This window comes from Mesorhizobium sp. CO1-1-7 (assembly GCF_020164885.1).
Classification (GTDB): domain Bacteria; phylum Pseudomonadota; class Alphaproteobacteria; order Rhizobiales; family Rhizobiaceae; genus Mesorhizobium; species Mesorhizobium australicum.
Window position 1 is genome coordinate 48574 of sequence record NZ_JAIUHA010000004.1, and the last position, 18386, is coordinate 66959.

18 protein-coding genes are annotated in these 18386 nt (G+C 64.5%); 5 read left to right on the forward strand and 13 right to left on the reverse strand.

Features of this window, described 5'->3' with window-relative positions:
* Positions 1-72: 72 nt before the first annotated feature.
* From LB516_RS09505 to LB516_RS09520, 4 genes are all read right to left on the reverse strand, one after another.
* The gene (locus LB516_RS09505) at positions 73-975 is read right to left on the reverse strand and encodes a branched-chain amino acid ABC transporter permease (RefSeq protein WP_015315217.1); all 903 of its coding nucleotides are present in this window, start codon (positions 973-975) and stop codon (positions 73-75) included.
* Between the two features lie 334 nt (positions 976-1309).
* On the reverse strand, positions 1310-2311 hold the full coding sequence (locus LB516_RS09510; protein ID WP_224719397.1) for a 4-hydroxyproline epimerase: 1002 nt from the start codon (positions 2309-2311) through the stop codon (positions 1310-1312).
* A 14-nt stretch (positions 2312-2325) separates the two neighbouring features.
* Positions 2326-3663, reverse strand: a complete 1338-nt coding sequence (locus tag LB516_RS09515) for an NAD(P)/FAD-dependent oxidoreductase (protein ID WP_224719398.1) — start codon at positions 3661-3663, stop codon at positions 2326-2328.
* Between the two features lie 19 nt (positions 3664-3682).
* Positions 3683-4576 (reverse strand): dihydrodipicolinate synthase family protein, encoded by an 894-nt coding sequence (locus LB516_RS09520; protein ID WP_015315214.1) that lies wholly within the window; start codon positions 4574-4576, stop codon positions 3683-3685.
* Positions 4577-4645: 69 nt separating this feature from the next.
* On the opposite strand from LB516_RS09520, the gene LB516_RS09525 reads away from it, so the two are divergent.
* Positions 4646-5338 (forward strand): GntR family transcriptional regulator, encoded by a 693-nt coding sequence (locus LB516_RS09525; protein ID WP_051041241.1) that lies wholly within the window; start codon positions 4646-4648, stop codon positions 5336-5338.
* Positions 5339-5363: 25 nt separating this feature from the next.
* On the opposite strand, the gene LB516_RS09530 is transcribed toward LB516_RS09525, so the two are convergent.
* The gene (locus LB516_RS09530; RefSeq protein ID WP_224719399.1) at positions 5364-5669 is read right to left on the reverse strand and encodes a hypothetical protein; all 306 of its coding nucleotides are present in this window, start codon (positions 5667-5669) and stop codon (positions 5364-5366) included.
* Positions 5670-5905: 236 nt separating this feature from the next.
* Complete coding sequence (locus LB516_RS09535; RefSeq protein ID WP_015315211.1) at positions 5906-7402, reverse strand: CoA-acylating methylmalonate-semialdehyde dehydrogenase; 1497 nt, start codon at positions 7400-7402, stop codon at positions 5906-5908.
* Between the two features lie 159 nt (positions 7403-7561).
* Between LB516_RS09535 and LB516_RS09540 the strand changes: the two genes are divergently transcribed.
* From LB516_RS09540 to LB516_RS09555, 4 genes are all read left to right on the forward strand, one after another.
* A complete protein-coding gene (locus LB516_RS09540; RefSeq protein WP_224719400.1) occupies positions 7562-8443 on the forward strand; it encodes a LysR family transcriptional regulator in 882 nt (293 codons plus the stop codon).
* Between the two features lie 188 nt (positions 8444-8631).
* Positions 8632-8931, forward strand: coding sequence for a hypothetical protein (locus tag LB516_RS09545; RefSeq protein ID WP_224719401.1), 300 nt, complete (start codon positions 8632-8634; stop codon positions 8929-8931).
* Positions 8928-9074 carry a hypothetical protein gene (locus LB516_RS09550; RefSeq protein WP_224719402.1) on the forward strand — a complete coding sequence of 49 codons (147 nt, stop codon included), beginning with the start codon at positions 8928-8930 and terminating at the stop codon, positions 9072-9074. Before LB516_RS09545 ends, LB516_RS09550 begins: the two co-directional genes overlap by 4 nt.
* On the forward strand, positions 9071-11215 hold the full coding sequence (locus tag LB516_RS09555; protein ID WP_224719403.1) for a phospholipase D-like domain-containing protein: 2145 nt from the start codon (positions 9071-9073) through the stop codon (positions 11213-11215). Before LB516_RS09550 ends, LB516_RS09555 begins: the two co-directional genes overlap by 4 nt.
* A 46-nt stretch (positions 11216-11261) precedes the next feature.
* Here the strand turns inward: LB516_RS09555 and LB516_RS09560 are convergent, their stop codons facing one another.
* The 7 genes from LB516_RS09560 to LB516_RS09590 form a co-directional block, all read right to left on the reverse strand.
* A complete protein-coding gene (locus tag LB516_RS09560; RefSeq protein WP_224719586.1) occupies positions 11262-12518 on the reverse strand; it encodes a D-amino acid dehydrogenase in 1257 nt (418 codons plus the stop codon).
* Positions 12519-12641: 123 nt separating this feature from the next.
* Positions 12642-13184 (reverse strand): nucleoside-diphosphate kinase, encoded by a 543-nt coding sequence (locus LB516_RS09565; protein WP_140616604.1) that lies wholly within the window; start codon positions 13182-13184, stop codon positions 12642-12644.
* Positions 13185-13198: 14 nt separating this feature from the next.
* Positions 13199-13621, reverse strand: a complete 423-nt coding sequence (gene rnk, locus LB516_RS09570; protein ID WP_224719587.1) for a nucleoside diphosphate kinase regulator — start codon at positions 13619-13621, stop codon at positions 13199-13201.
* Positions 13622-13895: 274 nt separating this feature from the next.
* Entirely contained in the window at positions 13896-15035 is a 1140-nt protein-coding gene (gene alr, locus LB516_RS09575) for an alanine racemase (protein ID WP_224719404.1), read from the reverse strand.
* Positions 15036-15132: 97 nt separating this feature from the next.
* Positions 15133-15654 carry an RNA pyrophosphohydrolase gene (locus LB516_RS09580; protein ID WP_140662582.1) on the reverse strand — a complete coding sequence of 174 codons (522 nt, stop codon included), beginning with the start codon at positions 15652-15654 and terminating at the stop codon, positions 15133-15135.
* A gap of 36 nt (positions 15655-15690) precedes the next feature.
* A complete protein-coding gene (locus LB516_RS09585) occupies positions 15691-16872 on the reverse strand; it encodes a divergent polysaccharide deacetylase family protein (protein WP_224719405.1) in 1182 nt (393 codons plus the stop codon).
* A 182-nt stretch (positions 16873-17054) separates the two neighbouring features.
* Entirely contained in the window at positions 17055-18386 is a 1332-nt protein-coding gene (locus tag LB516_RS09590) for a S41 family peptidase (protein WP_015315201.1), read from the reverse strand.

The window sequence follows — 18386 nt, forward strand, 5'->3', positions numbered from 1 at the left end:
CCCTCGCGCAGCGCGCGCTGCATGGGGCTGGCGACGGTGTCGCGCTCTGGAGATACGGTCACGGCCATGGTCTCAGACCTTTTCGACTTCTGGCCGGCCCAATATGCCGGAAGGCAGGAAGATCAGCACGATTGCCAGGATCGAGAACGCGGCGACGTCCTTGTAGTCGATCGAGAAATAGGCCGACCACATGCTCTCGATGAAGCCGATCAGGAGGCCGCCCAGCACCGCACCTGGCAATGAGCCGATGCCGCCAAGAACCGCCGCCGTGAATGCTTTGACCCCGGGGGTAAAGCCGTCCGAGAAGGCGATGACGCCGTAGTACATCAGGAACAGCGTGCCGGCGACAGCGGCAAGAGCGGCGCCCATGATGAACGTGATCGAGATGGTGCGGTCGACGTCGATGCCCAGCAGTGCGGCCATCTTGCGGTCCTGCTCGCAGGCGCGTTGCGCCCGGCCAAGCGAGGTCTTGTTGACCAGGTACCAGAACAGCGCCAACAGCAAAGCCGTGACGATGACGATGATGATCTGCTTCAGCGAAACGCTGACGCCGTTGATGTTGTAAACTTGGCTGACCATCGGCGGGATCGGCTTGTTGCGCGGGCCTTGCGTCACCTGGACGAAGTTCGACAGCGCGATCGACATGCCGATGGCGGTGATCAGCGGCGCCAGCCGGAAGGAACCGCGCAGCGGCCGGTAGGCCACTTTCTCGATCGTCCAATTGTAGAGGCTGGTGAGCAGCATCGCCACGATCATCATGACCAGCAGCGCGATGACCACGGGCACCGAATAAAACAGCGCGCCGAGGATGAGGAATACGATCAGCGCCGTGAAAGCGCCCACCATGAAGATGTCGCCATGGGCGAAATTGATCATGCCGATGATGCCGTAGACCATCGTGTAGCCGATCGCGATCAGCCCATAGATCGATCCCAGCGTCAGCCCGTTGATAAGCTGCTGGACAAAGTACTGCATGTGTACATGGCTCCCCTGGAATGTCGCCCATGCAGACGCATTCCTTTTCGTATTTCCCCTAGTCGTAAAGTTTCGAGCCCGGATTGCAACGTGATTTTTTTGACCGCTCCGCGTGTTTGCAAGTCACGTCTTCCCGATCGCCCGTTTTTCGCACCCAGCCCCTGGACTATCGCGGACCCTATCATTGGCATAACGCAATGTCTTTGACGATTGAGCCGCATCATGCGCTCCGTTTCGAAGAAATCACCGTCAAAATTAGGTGATGAGAGGAATCGTTGCGTTCCTGACACGGTTCGTTTTTCGTCACACTCCTTTCCGCAGGGTCAGGATTCTCCTACTTGACCACGAAACCATGCGCGAACGGATCGCGGTCGTCGATGAAGATCGTGTTCAGTCCAGTCATGCGGGCCCAGCCGCCGATCGAAGGGATGATGGCCGGCTTGCCGGCGACGGTGACGTCCTTTTCAACCTTGCCCTTGAACAGCGAGCCGATGATCGATTCATGGACGAACGCATCCCCCGCCTTGAGCTTGCCCTTGGCATGGAGTTGCGCCATGCGCGCCGAGGTGCCGGTGCCGCATGGAGAGCGGTCGATCGCCTTGTCGCCGTAGAAGACGGCATTGCGGGCATCGACTCCCTCGACCGTCGGCTTGCCGGTCCACAGCATGTGCGACAACCCGGTGATCCCGGGATTCTCCGGATGCACGAAGGAATACTTCTCGTTGAGCCGCTGCCGCACCACCGGGCTCCAGGCGATGAGGTCGCCGGCGGAATAGTCGGCCATATCGCGATAGTTCGCCTGCGGCTCCACGATGGCGTAGAAATTGCCGCCATAGGCGACATCGACGGTGATCTCGCCGAGCCCCGGACATTCTACCGCCAGTCCTTCAGCATAAAGGAAGGACGGCACGTTGGTGATGCGCACCTCCTCGACATACTCGCCGACCTGCTTGTATTCCGCGATGACCAGGCCGGCGGGCGTGTCGAGCCGCAGCACACCCGGCGTCTTCGGCTTGATCAGCCCATGTTCGATCGCCATCGTCACCGTGCCGATGGTGCCGTGACCGCACATCGGCAGGCAGCCGGACGTCTCGATGAACAGGATGGCGATGTCGCAATCCTCGCGCGTCGGCGGGTAGAGGATCGAGCCTGACATCACGTCATGGCCGCGCGGTTCGAACATCAGGCCGGTGCGGATCCAGTCGTATTCGGCCAGGAAATGTGCCCGTCGCTCCATCATGGTCGAGCCCTGCAGCAGCGGGCCGCCGCCGGCGACCAGCCGCACCGGGTTGCCGCAAGTGTGGCCGTCGATGCAGAAGAAGGATTTCTTGGCCATGTCGCTCCTCGAGATCAAAACCGTTGTGGACTGAAGGGGGCCAGATCAACGGATGAAGTCTGCCCCAGAACGAATTCCCTGATCAACCGCCCGGTTGCCGCGGCCTGCGTCAGGCCGAGATGGCCGTGGCCGAAGGCGTAGATCACGGACTGGCTTCGCGCCGCCTTGCCGATGACGGGCACCGAATCCGGCAGGGAGGGCCGGAACCCCATCCATTCGCGCCCGCCCGAGGGATCGAGCCCCGGCAGGAATTCCCGCGCCTTCCGCAAGAGCGCCTTCGACCTGTTGAAATTGGGCGGCCGCTCGATGCCGCCGAGTTCCACGGCACCGCCGACACGCAGGCCGGTTTCGAGCGGGGTGATGACGAAGCCATGGCCGGAAAAGATCAACTGTCGCCTCACGTCGAAGGCGCTCGTCGGCAGCGTCGTGTTGTAGCCGCGTTCGGTCTCCAGCGGAATGCGATCGCCGAGTTGCCGCGCCAGCAGATGCGACCAGGCGCCCGCGGCAATGACTATGTGACCGGCTTGCCTGCTCGTGCCGTCGGCCAGCGTCAGTGTCGCGCCATACTGATCCGCGGCGACGCGGTCGATGCGGGCCATCTCGAAGCGGGCGCCCTTGGACTGCGCGTACGCCCACACCGCCTTGCCGAGCAGTTTTGGATCGGCGACCGTCTTCCATCCAGGCACGAAAGTGCCCTTGACGAAGCGCGGTGACAGCCCCGGCTGCAGGTCCGCCAGGATCTCGCCCTCGACATGGCGGAAGCCGATGCCGAAGCGCTCGCGCGCCGCCCAGCCCGACAGCGAGGCGCGGAACTCGGCCTCGCCTTCGTAGAGTTCGAGCGAACCGTCCTCGCGCAGCATCGGCCGGGTGCCGGAACGATCGAGCAGATCCATCCATTCGGCCTCGGCAAGCTTCATCATGCCGGCCTGCGCGGTCAGGCTCGCCTCGTATTTCCCAGGCGCGCCGGCGCGCCAGAACCGGATCAGCCAAGGCAGCAGCTTCGGCAGGTAGGCGGGCGGAATGCTGAGCGGGCCGAGTGGATCGGCGAGCCATTTTGGCAGCTGCCGGATCACGCCCTTGTGCGCCAGCGGCAACACGTCGGAGAAGGCAAAGGCGGCGGCATTGCCGGAGCTCGTCTCCTCGCAGATACCCGTGCGGTCGAAGAGCGTGACGTCCAGTCCCGCCTCGGCAAGGAAGGCAGCCGCGCAAATGCCGATGATGCCGCCACCGACGATGGCGATGTCTCTCCCTTCTCCCCGTTCACGGGGAGAAGGTGCCCGCAGGGCGGATGAGGAGCGCCGCCCCTTGTCTGTCGATTTGGACTTTCCTTGCACCTGGGCGCTGCCTCTCATCTGGCTGCCGCCACCCTCTTTAGAACTGCGGCAGTGTCGGCCGCGCCGCCAGCGCATCCTTGATGATCTTCTCGACAGCCTTGCGGCGTTCGCCCGACAGCGGCATGCGCGGCATGCGCACGCGGTCATTGGTGTTGATTGCGAACACTTCGGCAAGCTTGATGTTCTGCACCAGATAGGTCGAGACATCGAGGTCGAGCAGCGGCCGGAACCAGCGGTAGATGGCGAGCGCCTCTTCGCGGCGCCCCTGCTTCATAAGCTGGTAGATGGCGACGGTCTCGCGCGGGAAGGCGGTGACCAGACCGGCCACCCAGCCGATGGCACCCACGGAGAGCGCCTCGAAGGCCAGGTTGTCGACGCCGGTGAACAGGTCGTAGCGGCTGCCCAGGCGGTTGATGATCTCGGTCGAGCGGCGGATGTCGTCAGAGGATTCCTTGATGGCGACGAAGCGCTTGTCCGACGCCAGCTCCTCCATTTGGTCGACGCTTACATCGACGCGGTAGGCGAGTCGGTTGGAATAGATCATGACCGGCAAGTCGCCGGCTTCCGCCACTGCGCGCAGCGCCGCCACCGTCTCTTCCGCGTTGGTGTGGTAGATCGGGCTCGGCACCACCATCAGCCCATTGGCGCCTTCCTTGGCGGCGCGCTTGGCGATACTGGCGGCCTCGCGGGTGCCGGCCTCGTTGACCGTCAGCAGCACCGGCTTCTTGCCAGCGATCTTCTGCGCGGTCTTCAGCACCTCGATCTTCTCGTCAGGCGACAGCATCGGTCCCTCGCCCAGCGAGCCGCAGACGATGATGCCATCGCAGCCGGCATCCATTTGCAGGCCGAAGCAGCGCTCCATCTCGGCGTGATCGAGCCGGTCGTCGGCGGTGAATTTGGTCGTGACGGCGGGGAAAACTCCGGTCCACATAGCTATCTCTCCATCTGATATATCAGCCGTATATCTGTTAGGAAAGCTGCTGTCAATGCGGAATCTGTTATGATATATTCTAGATATATCAGGAGAGAGCCTTTGATATCCATGGAAGCAAGCATCGTGTCGGAGCCCGCGGCGACCAAGGCCTATCGCGTCCTCGAAAACATGATCGTCACGCTCGAACTGGCCCCGGCGAGTTTTGTCACCGAGGGGTCCCTGATCGAGCGGCTGGCGCTCGGCCGCACGCCGGTGCGCGAGGCGATCCAGCGGCTGGCCTGGGAGGGATTGCTAGACGTCAGGCCCCGCGCCGGCATCGCGATCGCGCCACTGCACCCCGGCGACTGGCTGCGCGTGCTCGACGCAAGGCGCGGCGTCGAGGTGGTGCTCGCCCGTTCGGCCGCACGCTTCGTCACCCGCGAGGCCGCCGACCTGTTCCACGAGGCGGCGCTCGCCATGCAGAAAGCAGTGATATCAGGCAATGTGCTCGCCTTCATCCAGGCCGACAAGGCGCTCGACGAGGCGCTGGCGCTGGCCGCCGACAACCCGTTCGCCGCCCGGCTGGCCGCCCCGCTGCAGACACACAGTCGCCGCTTCTGGTTCCGCTACAAGGCCGACACCGGGCTGGCGGAATCCGCCGAGCACCATGTTGCATTGATCCGCTCGATCCTGGACGGCGATGAGGAAGGCGCCGCCAAGGACGCCAAGAAACTGATGGCACTGCTGCGCGGCCATGCCGAGGTCGCCGCCACGCGCTAGTTGCAAGAGCGCGAAGGCAAATCGCTCAGGCGCCCGGCAAGGCCGCCTTGAGTGTCGGGCTGTCCCAGCCTTCGCCAGCCGACAGGATACAACTCTGGCCTTTCGTGTCGGAAGCCAGGACCGTCCAGCTGCCTTGTTCCGAAACGAAGACCTCGAGGACCACATTGGGGTTGATCAGGCCGCGCCCGGCTTCGCTTTCGTGGAAGTTCTCGCCGAGCGCCTTCACGATATCGGCGCGTGGCGCGCATTGCCCAGCTGCATTTGCCTGAGCAGCGCACGAGCACATCGCCATCGCCGCAACGAACATTGTCGCCGTAAGACGTCGTGTCATTTGACACCTCCTTGCGCCGGACGATGCAATGCCACCGGCCCGCCGTCGGCGCCCTGGTTGTCTGCCGCGCCTCCTCCACGGCAGGATTGCAGCCCTAAGTCGCGCAATCCCCCACCGGTTCCATCACATTAGCGTTTGCAAAAACAAAAGGCCTAAGTCCGGGGACTTAGGCCTCAGGTTCAATCGATCTTCTCATCCGCCCTGCAGCGAGGAAGACCAGATAAAAAAGCGTCCGGTCAATTCATCGTCGGGATAACGAACTCGGCGCCGTCCTTGATGCCGGACGGCCAGCGCGAGGTAACCGTCTTGGTCTTGGTGTAGAAGCGGAACGCGTCCGGGCCATGCTGGTTGAGGTCGCCGAAGGAAGACGCCTTCCAGCCGCCGAAAGTGTAATAGGCGATCGGCACCGGGATCGGTACGTTGACGCCGACCATGCCGACCTGGACACGGCTGGCGAAGTCGCGCGCGGCGTCGCCATCGCGGGTGAAGATGGCGACGCCATTGCCCATCTCATGATCGTTGGCGAGTTTGATGGCGTTCTCATAGGTCGGCGCGCGCACCACCGAGAGCACCGGCCCAAAGATCTCTTCCTTGTAGATGCGCATATCGGCCGTGACATTGTCGAAAAGGCAACCGCCCATATAGTAGCCGTTCTCATAGCCCTGCATCTTGAAGCCGCGGCCGTCGACGACAAGCTTGGCGCCTTCCTTGACACCGGTGTCGACGTAACCCTTGACGCGCTCCAGCGCCTGAGCGGTAACCAGCGGGCCGAAATCCGCCGCCGAATCCGTCGAGGGGCCGACCTTCAGGCTTTCGACGCGCGGGATCAGCTTTTCCATCAGCCGGTTGGCGGTGTCGTTGCCGACCGGAACGGCCACCGAGATAGCCATGCAGCGCTCGCCGGCCGAGCCGTAACCGGCGCCGATCAGTGCGTCGACGGTCTGGTCCATGTCGGCGTCGGGCATGATGATCATGTGGTTCTTGGCGCCGCCGAAGCACTGCACGCGCTTGCCAGCCGCCGTGCCGCGCGAATAGATGTAGTGCGCGATCGGCGTCGAGCCGACAAAACCGATGGCCTTGATGTCGGGATCGTCGAGGATGGCGTCGACGACATCCTTGTCGCCGTTGACGACATTGAGGATGCCGGCCGGCAGACCGGCCTCGATGAACAGTTCGGCAATGCGCATCGGCACGCCCGGATCACGCTCCGAAGGCTTCAGGATGAAGGCGTTGCCGCAGGCGATCGCCGGCGCGATCTTCCACAGCGGGATCATCGCCGGGAAATTGAACGGCGTGATGCCGGCGACGACGCCGAGCGGCTGGCGCATCGAATAGACATCGATGCCGGGGCCGGCGCCGTCGGTGAACTCGCCCTTCATCATGTGCGGAGCGCCGATGCAGACCTCGACCACTTCCAGCCCGCGCTGGATGTCGCCCTTGGCGTCGGCGATGGTCTTGCCATGTTCGCGCGCAAGGATCTCGGCCAGTTCGTCATAGTCGCGGGCGACCAGTTCGAGGAACTTCATCAGCACGCGCACGCGGCGCTGCGGATTGGTCGCGGCCCATTTGGGCTGTGCGGCCTTGGCGTTCTCGACCGCGGCGCGCAATTCCGCCTGCGAGGCCAGCGCCACCGTGCCGCGCACAGTGCCGTCCATCGGCTGCATGACGTCCTGCTTGCGGCCGCTGGTGCCGGCGACACGCTTGCCGCCGATGAAATGACCGTAGTCGATCATGATTTCTCTCCCTGGGTTGTGATGTCGCATTGTCCGCCTTTGGCCGGCCGATGGCAACGCGAGGGAGAACGCAACCGTTGTGCATAAAATAGATATCGATTGACGCGTGAGCATCAATTCTCGCAAATACTCGCCCGAGATCTCCATCAGGGGAACGCCATGAACTGGGATGACGTCCGCATCTTTCTCGCCGTGGCGCGGGCCGGCCAGATCCTTGGCGCCGCCAGGCGGTTGGAGCTGAACCACGCCACGGTCTCGCGCCGCATCGCGGCCCTTGAAGACGCGTTACGCACGAAACTCTTCCGCCGGCTGACCACCGGCAGCGAACTGACCCCGGCCGGCGAGCGCTTCCTCGACATCGCCGAGCGCATGGAGGGCGGCATGATCGCCGCCCGCTCGACCATATCGGGCGAAGGCGACGACGTGTCCGGAACCGTGCGCATCGGCGCGCCTGACGGCTTCGGCGTCGCTTTCCTGGCCAAGCGGCTGGGCGAACTCACCGCCCAGCACCGCGAACTCACCATCCAGCTCGTCCCGGTGCCGCGCTCCTTCTCCCTGTCGCGACGCGAGGCCGACATTGCCATAACCGTCGAGCGGCCGACCGAAGGCCGGCTGGTGGCGGGAAAACTGGTCGACTACTCGCTCGGGCTGTTTGCCTCCCGCGGCTATGTCGACGCGCATGGCCTGCCCAAAACCGCCGCCGAACTTGGCCAGCACACCCTCATCGGCTATGTGCCTGACCTGATCGTCAGCCCGTCGCTCGACTACGCCGCCGAATTCAGCGCCGATTGGCGGACCAGCTTTGCCATCTCCTCCGCACTTGGTCAGGCCGAAGCGGTGCGCTCGAGCGCCGGCATCGGCATCCTGCACACCTTCGTCGCCCGCTCGATGCCGGAGTTGGTCGCCGTCGATGTGGTCGCGCCCATCCGCCGCGCCTACTGGCTGGTCTATCACGAATCGGTGAGACCGCTGCGCCGCGTCCAGATCGTTGCCTCCTTCATCACCAAGGCGGTGGAACGGGAGCGGGGGTTGTTTACCTGATTTCGCCCAGATGCCTGCGGGTTTCGCGCCCTTCAGGCAGGGTGCCGACATCACAATAACGCGGGCCTGGATCACGCACGCCGCCTTTTCCTTGCCACAAAACCGACCAGTGTGGCATCAGGCGTGCGGTCGCCGGCCATGGGACAGGTCGGGTGGGGAAATCTTTCAGAAAGCTGGCGCGGATAGACATGCGAGCCGTTCTTGCCATCCTGCCGCTGCTGTTCGTCTCCGCATGCGCCAACCCATGGACAAAAGTTCCGGAAGCCGAATTGCCGAAACCGATCCGCTACGCCATGGCGCGTCCCTCGCCTTTCGTCATCGGCAATTACTGCGGTCCCGGCACCCGCACCGGCGATCTGTCGGCCCGGCCTGTCGATCGCCTCGACGCCGTTTGCCGAACCCATGATGCCTGCTACATCGCCCGCCGCAACCATTGCGACTGCGACGGCGCCCTTGTCGCCTCGGCGAGGGCGATCGCGATGACATGACGGCGCCCCGCAAGATGCGCGGCAAGGCGGACCTGCTGATCGCCACCTTCGCCATCCCTGTCTGCAAGGTTTTCCCGCAAGGTTTCATGCCGCCCCGCGACCCGGCGCAGTTGAGCGTCATGAAGGCCGGGGCGACGGGGTGAACATCCGCACGGCCATCCTCGCCCTGTTCGGGCTGGCCGCCCTTGCCGGCTGCGGTGCGGGCCGCAATGCCTGCGACCTATCGGCCGGGCAGGAGGCTTGCGCACGGCCCTCGCTGTCGGCTGGCACGCCCGGGTCGCGGGTCGCGGCTGAGCAGTTCTTCGGCAATGACGGCGGCAGCGACTATGAAAGACGGTTCCTGGCACTGCTCGCCCACAACCAGCTCGGCGCCATGGACCGTGCCAACGGCACCGGCCCCTTCGGGCGCAACCGCCTCGATGTCCAGAACCGCGATTTCCAGGCGACCTATTCGACGCTCCAGCACCTGGCCGGACCAGTCGCCAACGCTCATCTGCCGCCGGTCGGTGGGGGCAGCGGCGACGGTCATTTCGACGGCCGCTGGCGGGTGTCGCGGCAGACGCTCTATATCGATGCGGCGGCGCGGCCCTCGGCCCCCGGGATTTTCGATTTCTCCGGCTTGCAGGCACGCAGCACCGAGATCGTCGTGCGCCAGGCGGGCAAACAGCCGGCCGACATCGAAGGCAGTTGCGACGGCGCAGTGGCGCTCCGCGCTGGCGGAGCCTCACGCACCATCGCCGCCGGCGCGGCATTCCACTTTCACCTCTCCGGCGAGGACGACACGGTCAGCCTGTTCCCGGGCGACGGCCTGAACCGGTGCACGGCGAGGATCCGCTCCAGCCTTGCGCCCACCGGTACACCGCTCACCATCCGGCGTGAAGAAACCGCGGATCCGGCGCTTGCCAGCTTGGACAGCCGCTACCAGCGCTGCCCAGTCCCCGGCGATGCAGGCCTCGATGCGCTCGAGCGCGCCTTCTATGCCAGCCGCTGGCTGTCGCAGACCTGCGCCATGCCGATCGGCGAGCCCAGGCTGCTGCGCAAGTCGCGCGACGGCTTCAACGCCAAGGTCGAGGCGCTGATGGGCGCGCCGCTGTCCAATGCGGCAATAGACAAGGGCGATCCGGAACTGCCGCTCGATTTCTCGAAGGCGCCAAGGCTGAAGCTGATCTATCTGTCCTCGCTGGAATTCAAGGCCGACTTTTCCGGGCGCGTCATCGAACGGCTGATCCGCCATCATGCAGCGCTTGGCACCAAGGTGCGCATCATAGTCACCGACGTGCTGGAGCGCGAAAAGGACGACGCCATGCTGCACCGGCTGGCCGCCGAATTCCCCAATGTGGAGCTGCAGGAATATCGCTGGCGGGCGGACCACGGCGCGCCGATCGACGAGCAGATTTCACAACTGCACAAGGTCCATCATGTCAAGATGCTGGCCACGCTGGCGCAGGACCCCGCGCGCTCGCGCGTCATCATCGGCGGCCGCAACATCCATGACGGTTTCCTGTTCCACCAGCCGATCGATCTGTCGCGCTATCCGGACCTCGAGCAATACGGCAAGACCGACGGGTTTTCGCTGAATTACTACTCGAACTGGAGCGACTTCGACATCGAGTTCGCCGACCGGGCGACGGTCGAGACGCTCGCCGCGCAGCTGTCGACGATATGGCTGCGCGACGCCGACACCAACCTGGCGCGCCCCTTCTCCATCCCGGTCCGCGGAGATGGCCCCCGGGGCAATGCCCGGCATTTCATCTCGATGCCCTATGAGGATGACCATGCGCTGGAGGCCTATTTCGTCGAACTGGTCGATGCCGCCCGGCACCATATCCAGATCGTCAACCCCTACCTCAATCTGACGCCCAGCCTCGCCAAAGCTTTTGACCGGGCGCTCGCCCGCGGCGTCAGGATCGATATCGTCGGCCGCATCGACCTCAAGGGCGATATCGGGGGCAGGTTTCTCACCGCGCTCAACAAGCTGTTCGTCGAGAAATATGGCGACCGTATCGATATCCGCGAGTTCAAGGCGCCTGACGTGGTGCTGCATTCCAAAATCATGATGATCGATGAAAGGCTGGTTGCCATCTCCTCGGTCAACCTCAACAACCGCAGCTTCTTCCACGATTCGGAGAACGGCATGATGGTGCTCGACCGCGCCATCTATGCCAGGATGAAGCCGGTCTATGACGACTACCTCGTCCACTCGAACCCGGTCGCCACCAATGTGACGATCCCGTGGGCCTACCGGCTGCTGTTCGACGAGGCGTGGGTCAGGCAGGCGTTCTGATATCGCCCCGGTTCCGGGGCAACGACAAGCGCGAGACGCGCGGCGGCTATTTCAGGTAACGCTCCTGGGCCAAGGCACGCACGTCGATATCGGGCACCCGGTTGGAGATGATGTCGGCCAGAACCTTGGCCGAGCCGCAGGCCATGGTCCAGCCGAGCGTGCCATGGCCGGTGTTGAGATAGAGGTTGGACAGCTCCGTGCGGCCGATCAGCGGCGGTCCGTCCGGCGTCATCGGCCGCAGCCCGCACCAGAACGTCGCATCGCGCATCGCGCCGGCTCCCGGAAACAGGTCGCCGACCGAGTGTTCGAGCGTGCGCCGACGCGATTCATGCAGCCTGAGGTCGAAGCCGGAAATCTCGGCCGTGCCGCCGACGCGGACGCGATCGCCGAGCCGGGTGATCGCGACCTTGTAGGTTTCGTCCATCACCGTCGACACCGGTGCGGCGGCGGCGTCCTTGATCGGCACCGTGATCGAATAGCCCTTGACCGGATAGACCGGGATCGGTCGCTTCATCCGGCGCATGAAACCAGCCGAATAGCTGCCCAGCGCCATCACATAGGCGTCGGCGGTCAGCCAGCCCTTGCTGGTGCTCATATTGTTGACGCGGTTGCGGCTGCGGATGACGCGCCATATCGTCGTGTCGTATTCGAACTTCACGCCGCGCGCCACGCAGAGCTCAGCCAGCCTGTCGGTGAACATCTTGCAGTCGCCGGTCTCGTCGCCCGGCAGTCTCAGGCCGCCGACGAATTTTTCACGCACCCCGGCCAGCGCTGGTTCCGCCGTGATGCAGCCGTCGGGATCAAGGACCTCATAGGGCACGCCATATTTCTTCAGCACCTCGACATCGCCTGATGTGCCGTCGAGCTGCTTTTGCGTGCGAAACAGCTGCAGCGTGCCCTGCGTCCGCTCGTCATAGGCGATGCCGGTCGCCTCGCGCAGCGCCTTCAGCGTGTCGCGGCTGTATTCCGCCAGCGGCACCATGCGCGATTTGTTGATCGCGTAGCGCTCGGCGGTGCAGTTGCGCAGCATCTTGACCAGCCACGTCCACATATGCGGATCGAAGGCCGGCCGCACCACCAGCGGACCATGCTTCATCAAGAGCCACTTGATCGCCTTGAGCGGGATGCCGGGCCCGGCCCAAGGCGAGGCATAGCCGGGCGAAATCTCGCCGGCATTGGCAAAGCTGGTTTCCAGCCCCGGCCCTTTCTGGCGGTCGATCACCGTCACCTCGTGGCCGGCCTCGGCGAGATAATAGGCCGTGGTCACCCCGATCACGCCACTGCCCAGCACCATGATTTTCATCATTCACTCCTTGCCGCGCCGAGCGTCCTCAGGACGCCCGTGGACGCGGCCGTATTTTTCGATTTGCGCATGATCCCGAGCGAAAATCGATGCCGATCTTCGAGACCACGCGCTGTTGCCCATTCACGCCGCCGAGGGACCGGGGTCGTCGTCTTCTGTCTGCCGCATTCCGGCCGTCTCGCCAAGAGGCCTCCAATCGGCTGCGGCACTGTAGACGAGCCTGAGCCCGTGCGGTCGCTGCGCGTCAGCCTGGTGTTTCTGCCTGACCGTGCGCCGGGCAGCCTCCGGCTGGTAGAGCACGGCCCGGATCAGGATCCACTCCCGCCGGCCGTCGGCGTGTTCGACCATTGCAGTCTGGCCTTGCGCCATGCCAAGCATGCAGAGTCCGCGCCTCGTTGCGACCGACAGGCTGGAGCCGACCGGCCCGCGCACCTCGTGCTGCACCAGGGTTCGCGTCTCCGCGGGACCGGTATCGACGCCGAACACCACCCTGCTGTTCAGCGTGACGATGTCGGGGCCGACCGAATCGATCGGCACGACATCGGCGCATGAAAGCTTGTGTTCGAGCATGCGCACGATCGGATCCGCGAATGCCCGCCGGCGCTCCAGCATGACTTCGAGAACGGCAAAGTCCTTCGTCGTCAGGCAGCAATCCGTGCTCGTCATCACCGCCTCCGCCTTCAAGCTCGTTGCGGGCCGGAAGCCGGCGTATCGACGGCTTCGACGGTCACGGACAGTTCCCGACCACCACGACCGTTCCAGCAAACCGCCTGCCCAACGCTCGCGCCGATGAGCGCGGTTCCCATCGGCGTCAGCACCGAGATCCGATTCTTGGCTATGTCGGCCTCGCCCGGGTAGACCAGCATGATGCGCTGGATGTCCCCGCTTTCGCCGCGCACCATAACCGTCGAGCCCATTCGCACCACACCGGCCGGCATCGCCGCCGCGTTCGTGACGACGGCCCGGTCCATTTCCGAAAGCAGCTCCTCGGCCGTCTCGGGCGCGCGATCGAGCAACGCCCTCGCCAGGCCGGTCAGCCTGTTATGGTCGGCTTCGCTGATCAGAATATGGCTGTTTGGACGCAGTTCTTTTGCATGTTGCATGGCAAACCTCATGGATCGGCGCATCGAACGGATGCTCGCCTGCCGCCGCACTGGCGGCGGCGTGATGAAAGGCCGGCAGCCGCGAAGGGCTGTTCGGCTTGATGGCGATGTGGATGTATGGATGCCCCGGTACGGACGGACGCCGGAAGGCGGCCGCGCCGGGGCTACGATCCCGCGATCGGGCAGACCCTAAACAAGGTTGTGCTACAAGCGAGGTTGCTCATGCGCCGAACCTTGCCGACAGGCGTCCGCTTGTCAAGCGCGGCCAAACCGCTCAGCCGCCGACATAGCGCCGGTGAAACCGCGTTCCGAAGCTGGCCAAGATTTCGTAGCCGATCGTGCCGGCATGGCCGGCAGCGTCGTCGACGCTTTGCGAAGGGCCGAGCAGTTCGACGAGATCCCCTTCGCGAAGCTTGCCGGGCGGCAGGGCCGAGATGTCGAGAATGATCGAATCCATCGACACGCGTCCGAGGAAGGGCAGGCGCGCCCCCTCGAACCAGGCGGCCGACGCGGACCGGCGCAGCCAGCCATCCGCGTAGCCGAACGAGATCGTCGCCAGGCTGAGCGGCCCTTCCGCATGGTAGGTGTGGCCATAGCCGACGCCGGTGCCCTTTTCGACGCTGCGCGTCTGCGCCACCTTGGCCTGCAGCCGCACCACGGGCAGCATCGGGTTGGGTTCGGCAGGCGTCGGATTGATGCCATAGAGCGCGGCGCCAGGCCGGGCGAGATCATAATGGTAGGACGGTCCCAGAAAGATGCCGGAGGAATTGGCGAGCGAGGCGGATGCCCCGGGCAGCATGGCACGCAACCGCTCGAAGGCCCGCCGCTGCTGTTCGTTGGCGGGATGGTGCGGCTCGTCGGCGCAGGCCAGGTGGCTCATTACATACCTGATGGCGACGCCATCGAACGCGGCGGCATCGCCGGCCATGGCCTCGACTTCGGGCGGTGCCATGCCAAGTCGCGACATGCCGCTGTCGACCTGGATCGCGGCCGGAAGTCTTTGGCCAACGCGATGTGCCGCCGCGCGCCAGGCTCTCAACTGTGCGCCACTGTTGATGACCGCGCAGAGACCAGACGCGACCGCTTCCCCCTCGGAGCCTGGCGGCAGACCGTTCAGCACATAGATCTCGGGTCCTGCCCCGATCGCCTTGCGGAGCGCGATTCCTTCGGCCAGCAGAGCGACGAAGAAGATGTCGCAGCCTTCTTTCATCAGCGCCGATGCCACTTGGCTCGCACCCAGACCGTAGCCGTCGGCCTTGACCACGCCCGCGCAGCGCACGCCGCCCAGCCGCGCCTTGAGTCGCCGGTAATTTTCACGGATCGCGCCAAGATCGATGGTGAGGATAGCCCCGGCAGCAGCCTCGCTCGGGGCGTCGGCTTCCTCGGGCAGTGATCTTTTGGGGGCGTCGTACATGGCGGCCCTTCTTGTGACGGACAGACATCAAATCAATACGGCGGTCGAACCGGCGCGGCAACCGCGGGCGTTTGAACCGCGGCCGGAGCCCGTCCAGCTATGGCACAAGGTGACGGAACGCCCCCACCACCTCTTCATAGACCTTGCGCTTGAACGGCACGATCAGGTCGGGCAGGTCTTGCATCGGCCGCCATGACCATTTGTCGAATTCGGCTGTGTGGCCGCCCGGCGGCGGATTGATCTGGATCTCGCTGGCATCGCCATGGAAGCGGAAGGCGTACCATTTCTGCGTCTGGCCGCGATACCGCCCCTTGAAGGCGATACCGACCAGATGGTCCGGCAGGTCATAGTTGATCCAGTCCGGCGCTTCTGCCAACAGCGAGACGCTGCGCATGCCGGTCTCCTCGTAGAGCTCGCGCTCGGCGGCCTGCAACGGCTCCTCGCCCTTGTCGATGCCGCCTTGCGGCATCTGCCAGAGCTGCGTCGTGCCGGCGAACTCGCTGTCGGGTTCGGCAATGCGATGCCCGACCCAGACCAGCCCCTCGCCATTGAGGATCATCAGCCCGACACAGGGTCGGTAGGGCAGCGTTTCGCGGTCGACTTTTTTCGTCTGCGGCATCACTTAGTCTCTCCAGTCGCCTTCCGAAGGCCTTGGCTAACCTTTTTGCGGATCGACGGCCACCGCTGAAATCGGCACGATCTCGATGCCGCGCTTCTTGGCCTCGGCCACCCATGACGAGACCGTGTCGACCGTCAGGTCGAAAGCCGAGCCGATGCCGACGGCCGTGCCTTTGGCACGCGCGGTCGCTTCGAGACTGTCGAGCTTCTTCAGGATGGCGCCGCGATCCTGCACCGCATCGATCGCCGTGTCGCCGGCGACGAAAGGGACGCCATTCCTCAGCGCCATGTCCGGAGCCAAGCTGCGCGCCGACGAGCCGTCGTCGATATAGGCGAGGCCCCTTTTGCCAAGTTCGGCCATGAACGGCTCCATCGCCGCGGAGTCGGCGGAAAACCGCGCGCCCATATAGTTCATGACACCGGTATAGTTCGTCGTCCGCGACAGCGCCCAGTGCAGGTTCTTCAGGTTTTCTTCCGCGCTCGCCGCCACCGTCAGCGTGTTGCGGCCGGGGTTGACCTTGGGATAGTCGAACGGCTCGAGCGGCACCTGCATGACGACCTCGTGGCCGCTCTGCCTTGCAGCCTGCATCCAGCGGCCGATGCTGTTGCCCTGTGGCGCGAAGGCCAGCGTCACTTCCGCCGGCAGCTTGGCGATCGCCGCCTGGGTACCAGTCTGTGAAACCGCGAGCCCGCCGATGATGATCGCCACACGCGCGCCACGCGTGCCGGACCATGGCCGCGCATAGACGTCGAACGGTCGCCTTCCGTCGGCGGAGCGCATCGGCAAGGGCCCGGTTTCACTGGTTTCGATCAGCGCCCTGTCGGGAATATGCGCGATCTTGAGGTTCTGGCCGACGGTCGATGGATCGCGAATGACGATTGCCGCCTTTGGCGGGCCATCGCCTTCTTCGGTCTGCACATGAATGATCTGCGGACCGCCCGTCTTGGCCGGCATCTCCACCTTTGGCGTCGCCGCCGGGGCCAATGCGGGAGGCGACGCGGCGGGCTCGGCCGCCGCGGTCACTTTCGGCGTCGAGACGGCGACTTCCTGCGGCTTTCGAAACGGCTTTTCCCTGAACGCGATCGCGGCCGAGACGCCGACCACGGCAAGCACGATCGCGCTCGCCGCGATCACACCGACGCTGATCCTGCCGGCGGCGCGAGGCGCCCGGACGGCCTGTCCAAGCGGGCGTTCGATGTCCTTGCCGATATCAGCCAAGCCCTATCCCCGATGCAAGGTTCCGAAGGCGACCTCCTTCGGCAACACATGCACGAATTCATCAATCCTGGCGCCTGGGCGCCATATCTGGAGGCCTGGTCCTGCCCCCCGAATCAAACTGCCGGAACCTTTCGGTCCCGGCAGCATCGCATTGCTTCGTTCAACCGGCCAGACCGGTTGCCTTACTGGTTGAGCACGGCCTTTTCCGGATTGGGCGGGAAGGCCGGATCGGTCTTCTGGCCGCGCAGCAGCTGCTCGGCATAGATGAGCTGCAGGTCGTCCTTCGGATCCGGCGGCACATAGGCCGCGGAACCCGAGCCGGTCTTGCTCTCGTCGGCGCCCTTGATATGGCCCTTGAGATCGGATTCGCCGCGCGTCAGGTCCCTGCCCTGCAGTTCGGGCGGCAGGGGCTGGTCGACCTTGATGTCGGGCGTGATGCCCTTGCCCTGGATCGATTTGCCCGATGGCGTGTAATAGAGCGCCGTCGTCAGCCTGAGCGCGCCATTCTCGCCCAGCGGGATGATGGTCTGGACCGAGCCCTTGCCGAAGGACTGCGTGCCGACCACCGTGACGCGGCGCAGGTCCTGCAGCGCGCCGGCGACGATTTCCGAAGCGCTGGCCGAGCCGCCATTGACGAGCACGATCATCGGCTTGCCGTTGATGTCGTCGGTCTGCTTGGGCTTGGCGTCGAAGCGGGTGACGTCCTTTGGATCGCGTCCGCGCGTCGAGACGATCTCGCCGCGCTTGAGGAAGGCGTCCGACACGCTCACCGCCTGGTCGAGCAGGCCGCCCGGATTGAGGCGCAGGTCGAGCACATAGCCCTTCAGCTTGTCGTCCGGCACCTGCTTCTTGATGGTCTCGATAGCGTTCTCGAGGTCGTCATAGGTCTTTTCGGTAAAGGAGGTGATCTTCATGTAGCCGATATCGTTCTCGACCCGGAACTTGACCGCCTTGACCTTGATGATGTCGCGCACCACCGTCAGCTCGATCGGCTTGTCGGCGCCCTGGCGCAGGATGGTCAGCTTGATCGGCGTGTTGACCAGGCCGCGCATCTTGTCGACCGCGTCGTTGAGCGTCAGGCCGCGAACCTCCTCGCCGTCGATCTTGGCGATATAGTCGCCGGCCAGCACACCAGCCTTGGCGGCCGGCGTGTCGTCGATCGGCGTGATCACCTTGACCAGGTCGTTCTCCATGGTGACCTCGATGCCGAGGCCGCCGAACTCGCCCTTGGTCTGCACGCGCATGTCCTGCGCCTGTTCGGCGTTCATGTAGGAGGAGTGCGGGTCGAGCGAGGAAAGCATGCCGTTAATGGCGTTCTCGACCAGCGACTTGTCGTCGGGCGGGGTCACATACTGCGCCCGCACCCGCTCGAAGATGTCGCCGAAGATCGCCAGTTGCTTGTAAGTCTCCGACCCCGCAGCGTTCGCCGCCGAGCCGGGTGCGCCATAGACAAGGCTCATGGCGGACGCGCCCATCAGCGCACCGGCAAACAGAAGCGACAGTTTCCGCATCAT

What these genes read in the sequence shown, in the direction of transcription:
- LB516_RS09590 (WP_015315201.1), bottom strand. Translation starts at nt 18,386, where the DNA reads ATGATGCGGAAACTGTCGCTTCTGTTTGCCGGTGCGCTGATGGGCGCG.
- LB516_RS09530 (WP_224719399.1), bottom strand. Translation starts at nt 5,669, where the DNA reads ATGACACGACGTCTTACGGCGACAATGTTCGTTGCGGCGATGGCGATG.
- LB516_RS09505 (WP_015315217.1), bottom strand. Translation starts at nt 975, where the DNA reads ATGCAGTACTTTGTCCAGCAGCTTATCAACGGGCTGACGCTGGGATCG.
- LB516_RS09535 (WP_015315211.1), bottom strand. Translation starts at nt 7,402, where the DNA reads ATGATCGACTACGGTCATTTCATCGGCGGCAAGCGTGTCGCCGGCACC.
- LB516_RS09515 (WP_224719398.1), bottom strand. Translation starts at nt 3,663, where the DNA reads ATGAGAGGCAGCGCCCAGGTGCAAGGAAAGTCCAAATCGACAGACAAG.
- LB516_RS09550 (WP_224719402.1), top strand. Translation starts at nt 8,928, where the DNA reads ATGACGGCGCCCCGCAAGATGCGCGGCAAGGCGGACCTGCTGATCGCC.
- LB516_RS09580 (WP_140662582.1), bottom strand. Translation starts at nt 15,654, where the DNA reads ATGCCGCAGACGAAAAAAGTCGACCGCGAAACGCTGCCCTACCGACCC.
- LB516_RS09520 (WP_015315214.1), bottom strand. Translation starts at nt 4,576, where the DNA reads ATGTGGACCGGAGTTTTCCCCGCCGTCACGACCAAATTCACCGCCGAC.
- LB516_RS09560 (WP_224719586.1), bottom strand. Translation starts at nt 12,518, where the DNA reads ATGAAAATCATGGTGCTGGGCAGTGGCGTGATCGGGGTGACCACGGCC.
- LB516_RS09540 (WP_224719400.1), top strand. Translation starts at nt 7,562, where the DNA reads ATGAACTGGGATGACGTCCGCATCTTTCTCGCCGTGGCGCGGGCCGGC.
- LB516_RS09565 (WP_140616604.1), bottom strand. Translation starts at nt 13,184, where the DNA reads ATGACGAGCACGGATTGCTGCCTGACGACGAAGGACTTTGCCGTTCTC.
- LB516_RS09545 (WP_224719401.1), top strand. Translation starts at nt 8,632, where the DNA reads ATGCGAGCCGTTCTTGCCATCCTGCCGCTGCTGTTCGTCTCCGCATGC.
- LB516_RS09525 (WP_051041241.1), top strand. Translation starts at nt 4,646, where the DNA reads ATGATATATTCTAGATATATCAGGAGAGAGCCTTTGATATCCATGGAA.
- rnk (WP_224719587.1), bottom strand. Translation starts at nt 13,621, where the DNA reads ATGCAACATGCAAAAGAACTGCGTCCAAACAGCCATATTCTGATCAGC.
- alr (WP_224719404.1), bottom strand. Translation starts at nt 15,035, where the DNA reads ATGTACGACGCCCCCAAAAGATCACTGCCCGAGGAAGCCGACGCCCCG.
- LB516_RS09510 (WP_224719397.1), bottom strand. Translation starts at nt 2,311, where the DNA reads ATGGCCAAGAAATCCTTCTTCTGCATCGACGGCCACACTTGCGGCAAC.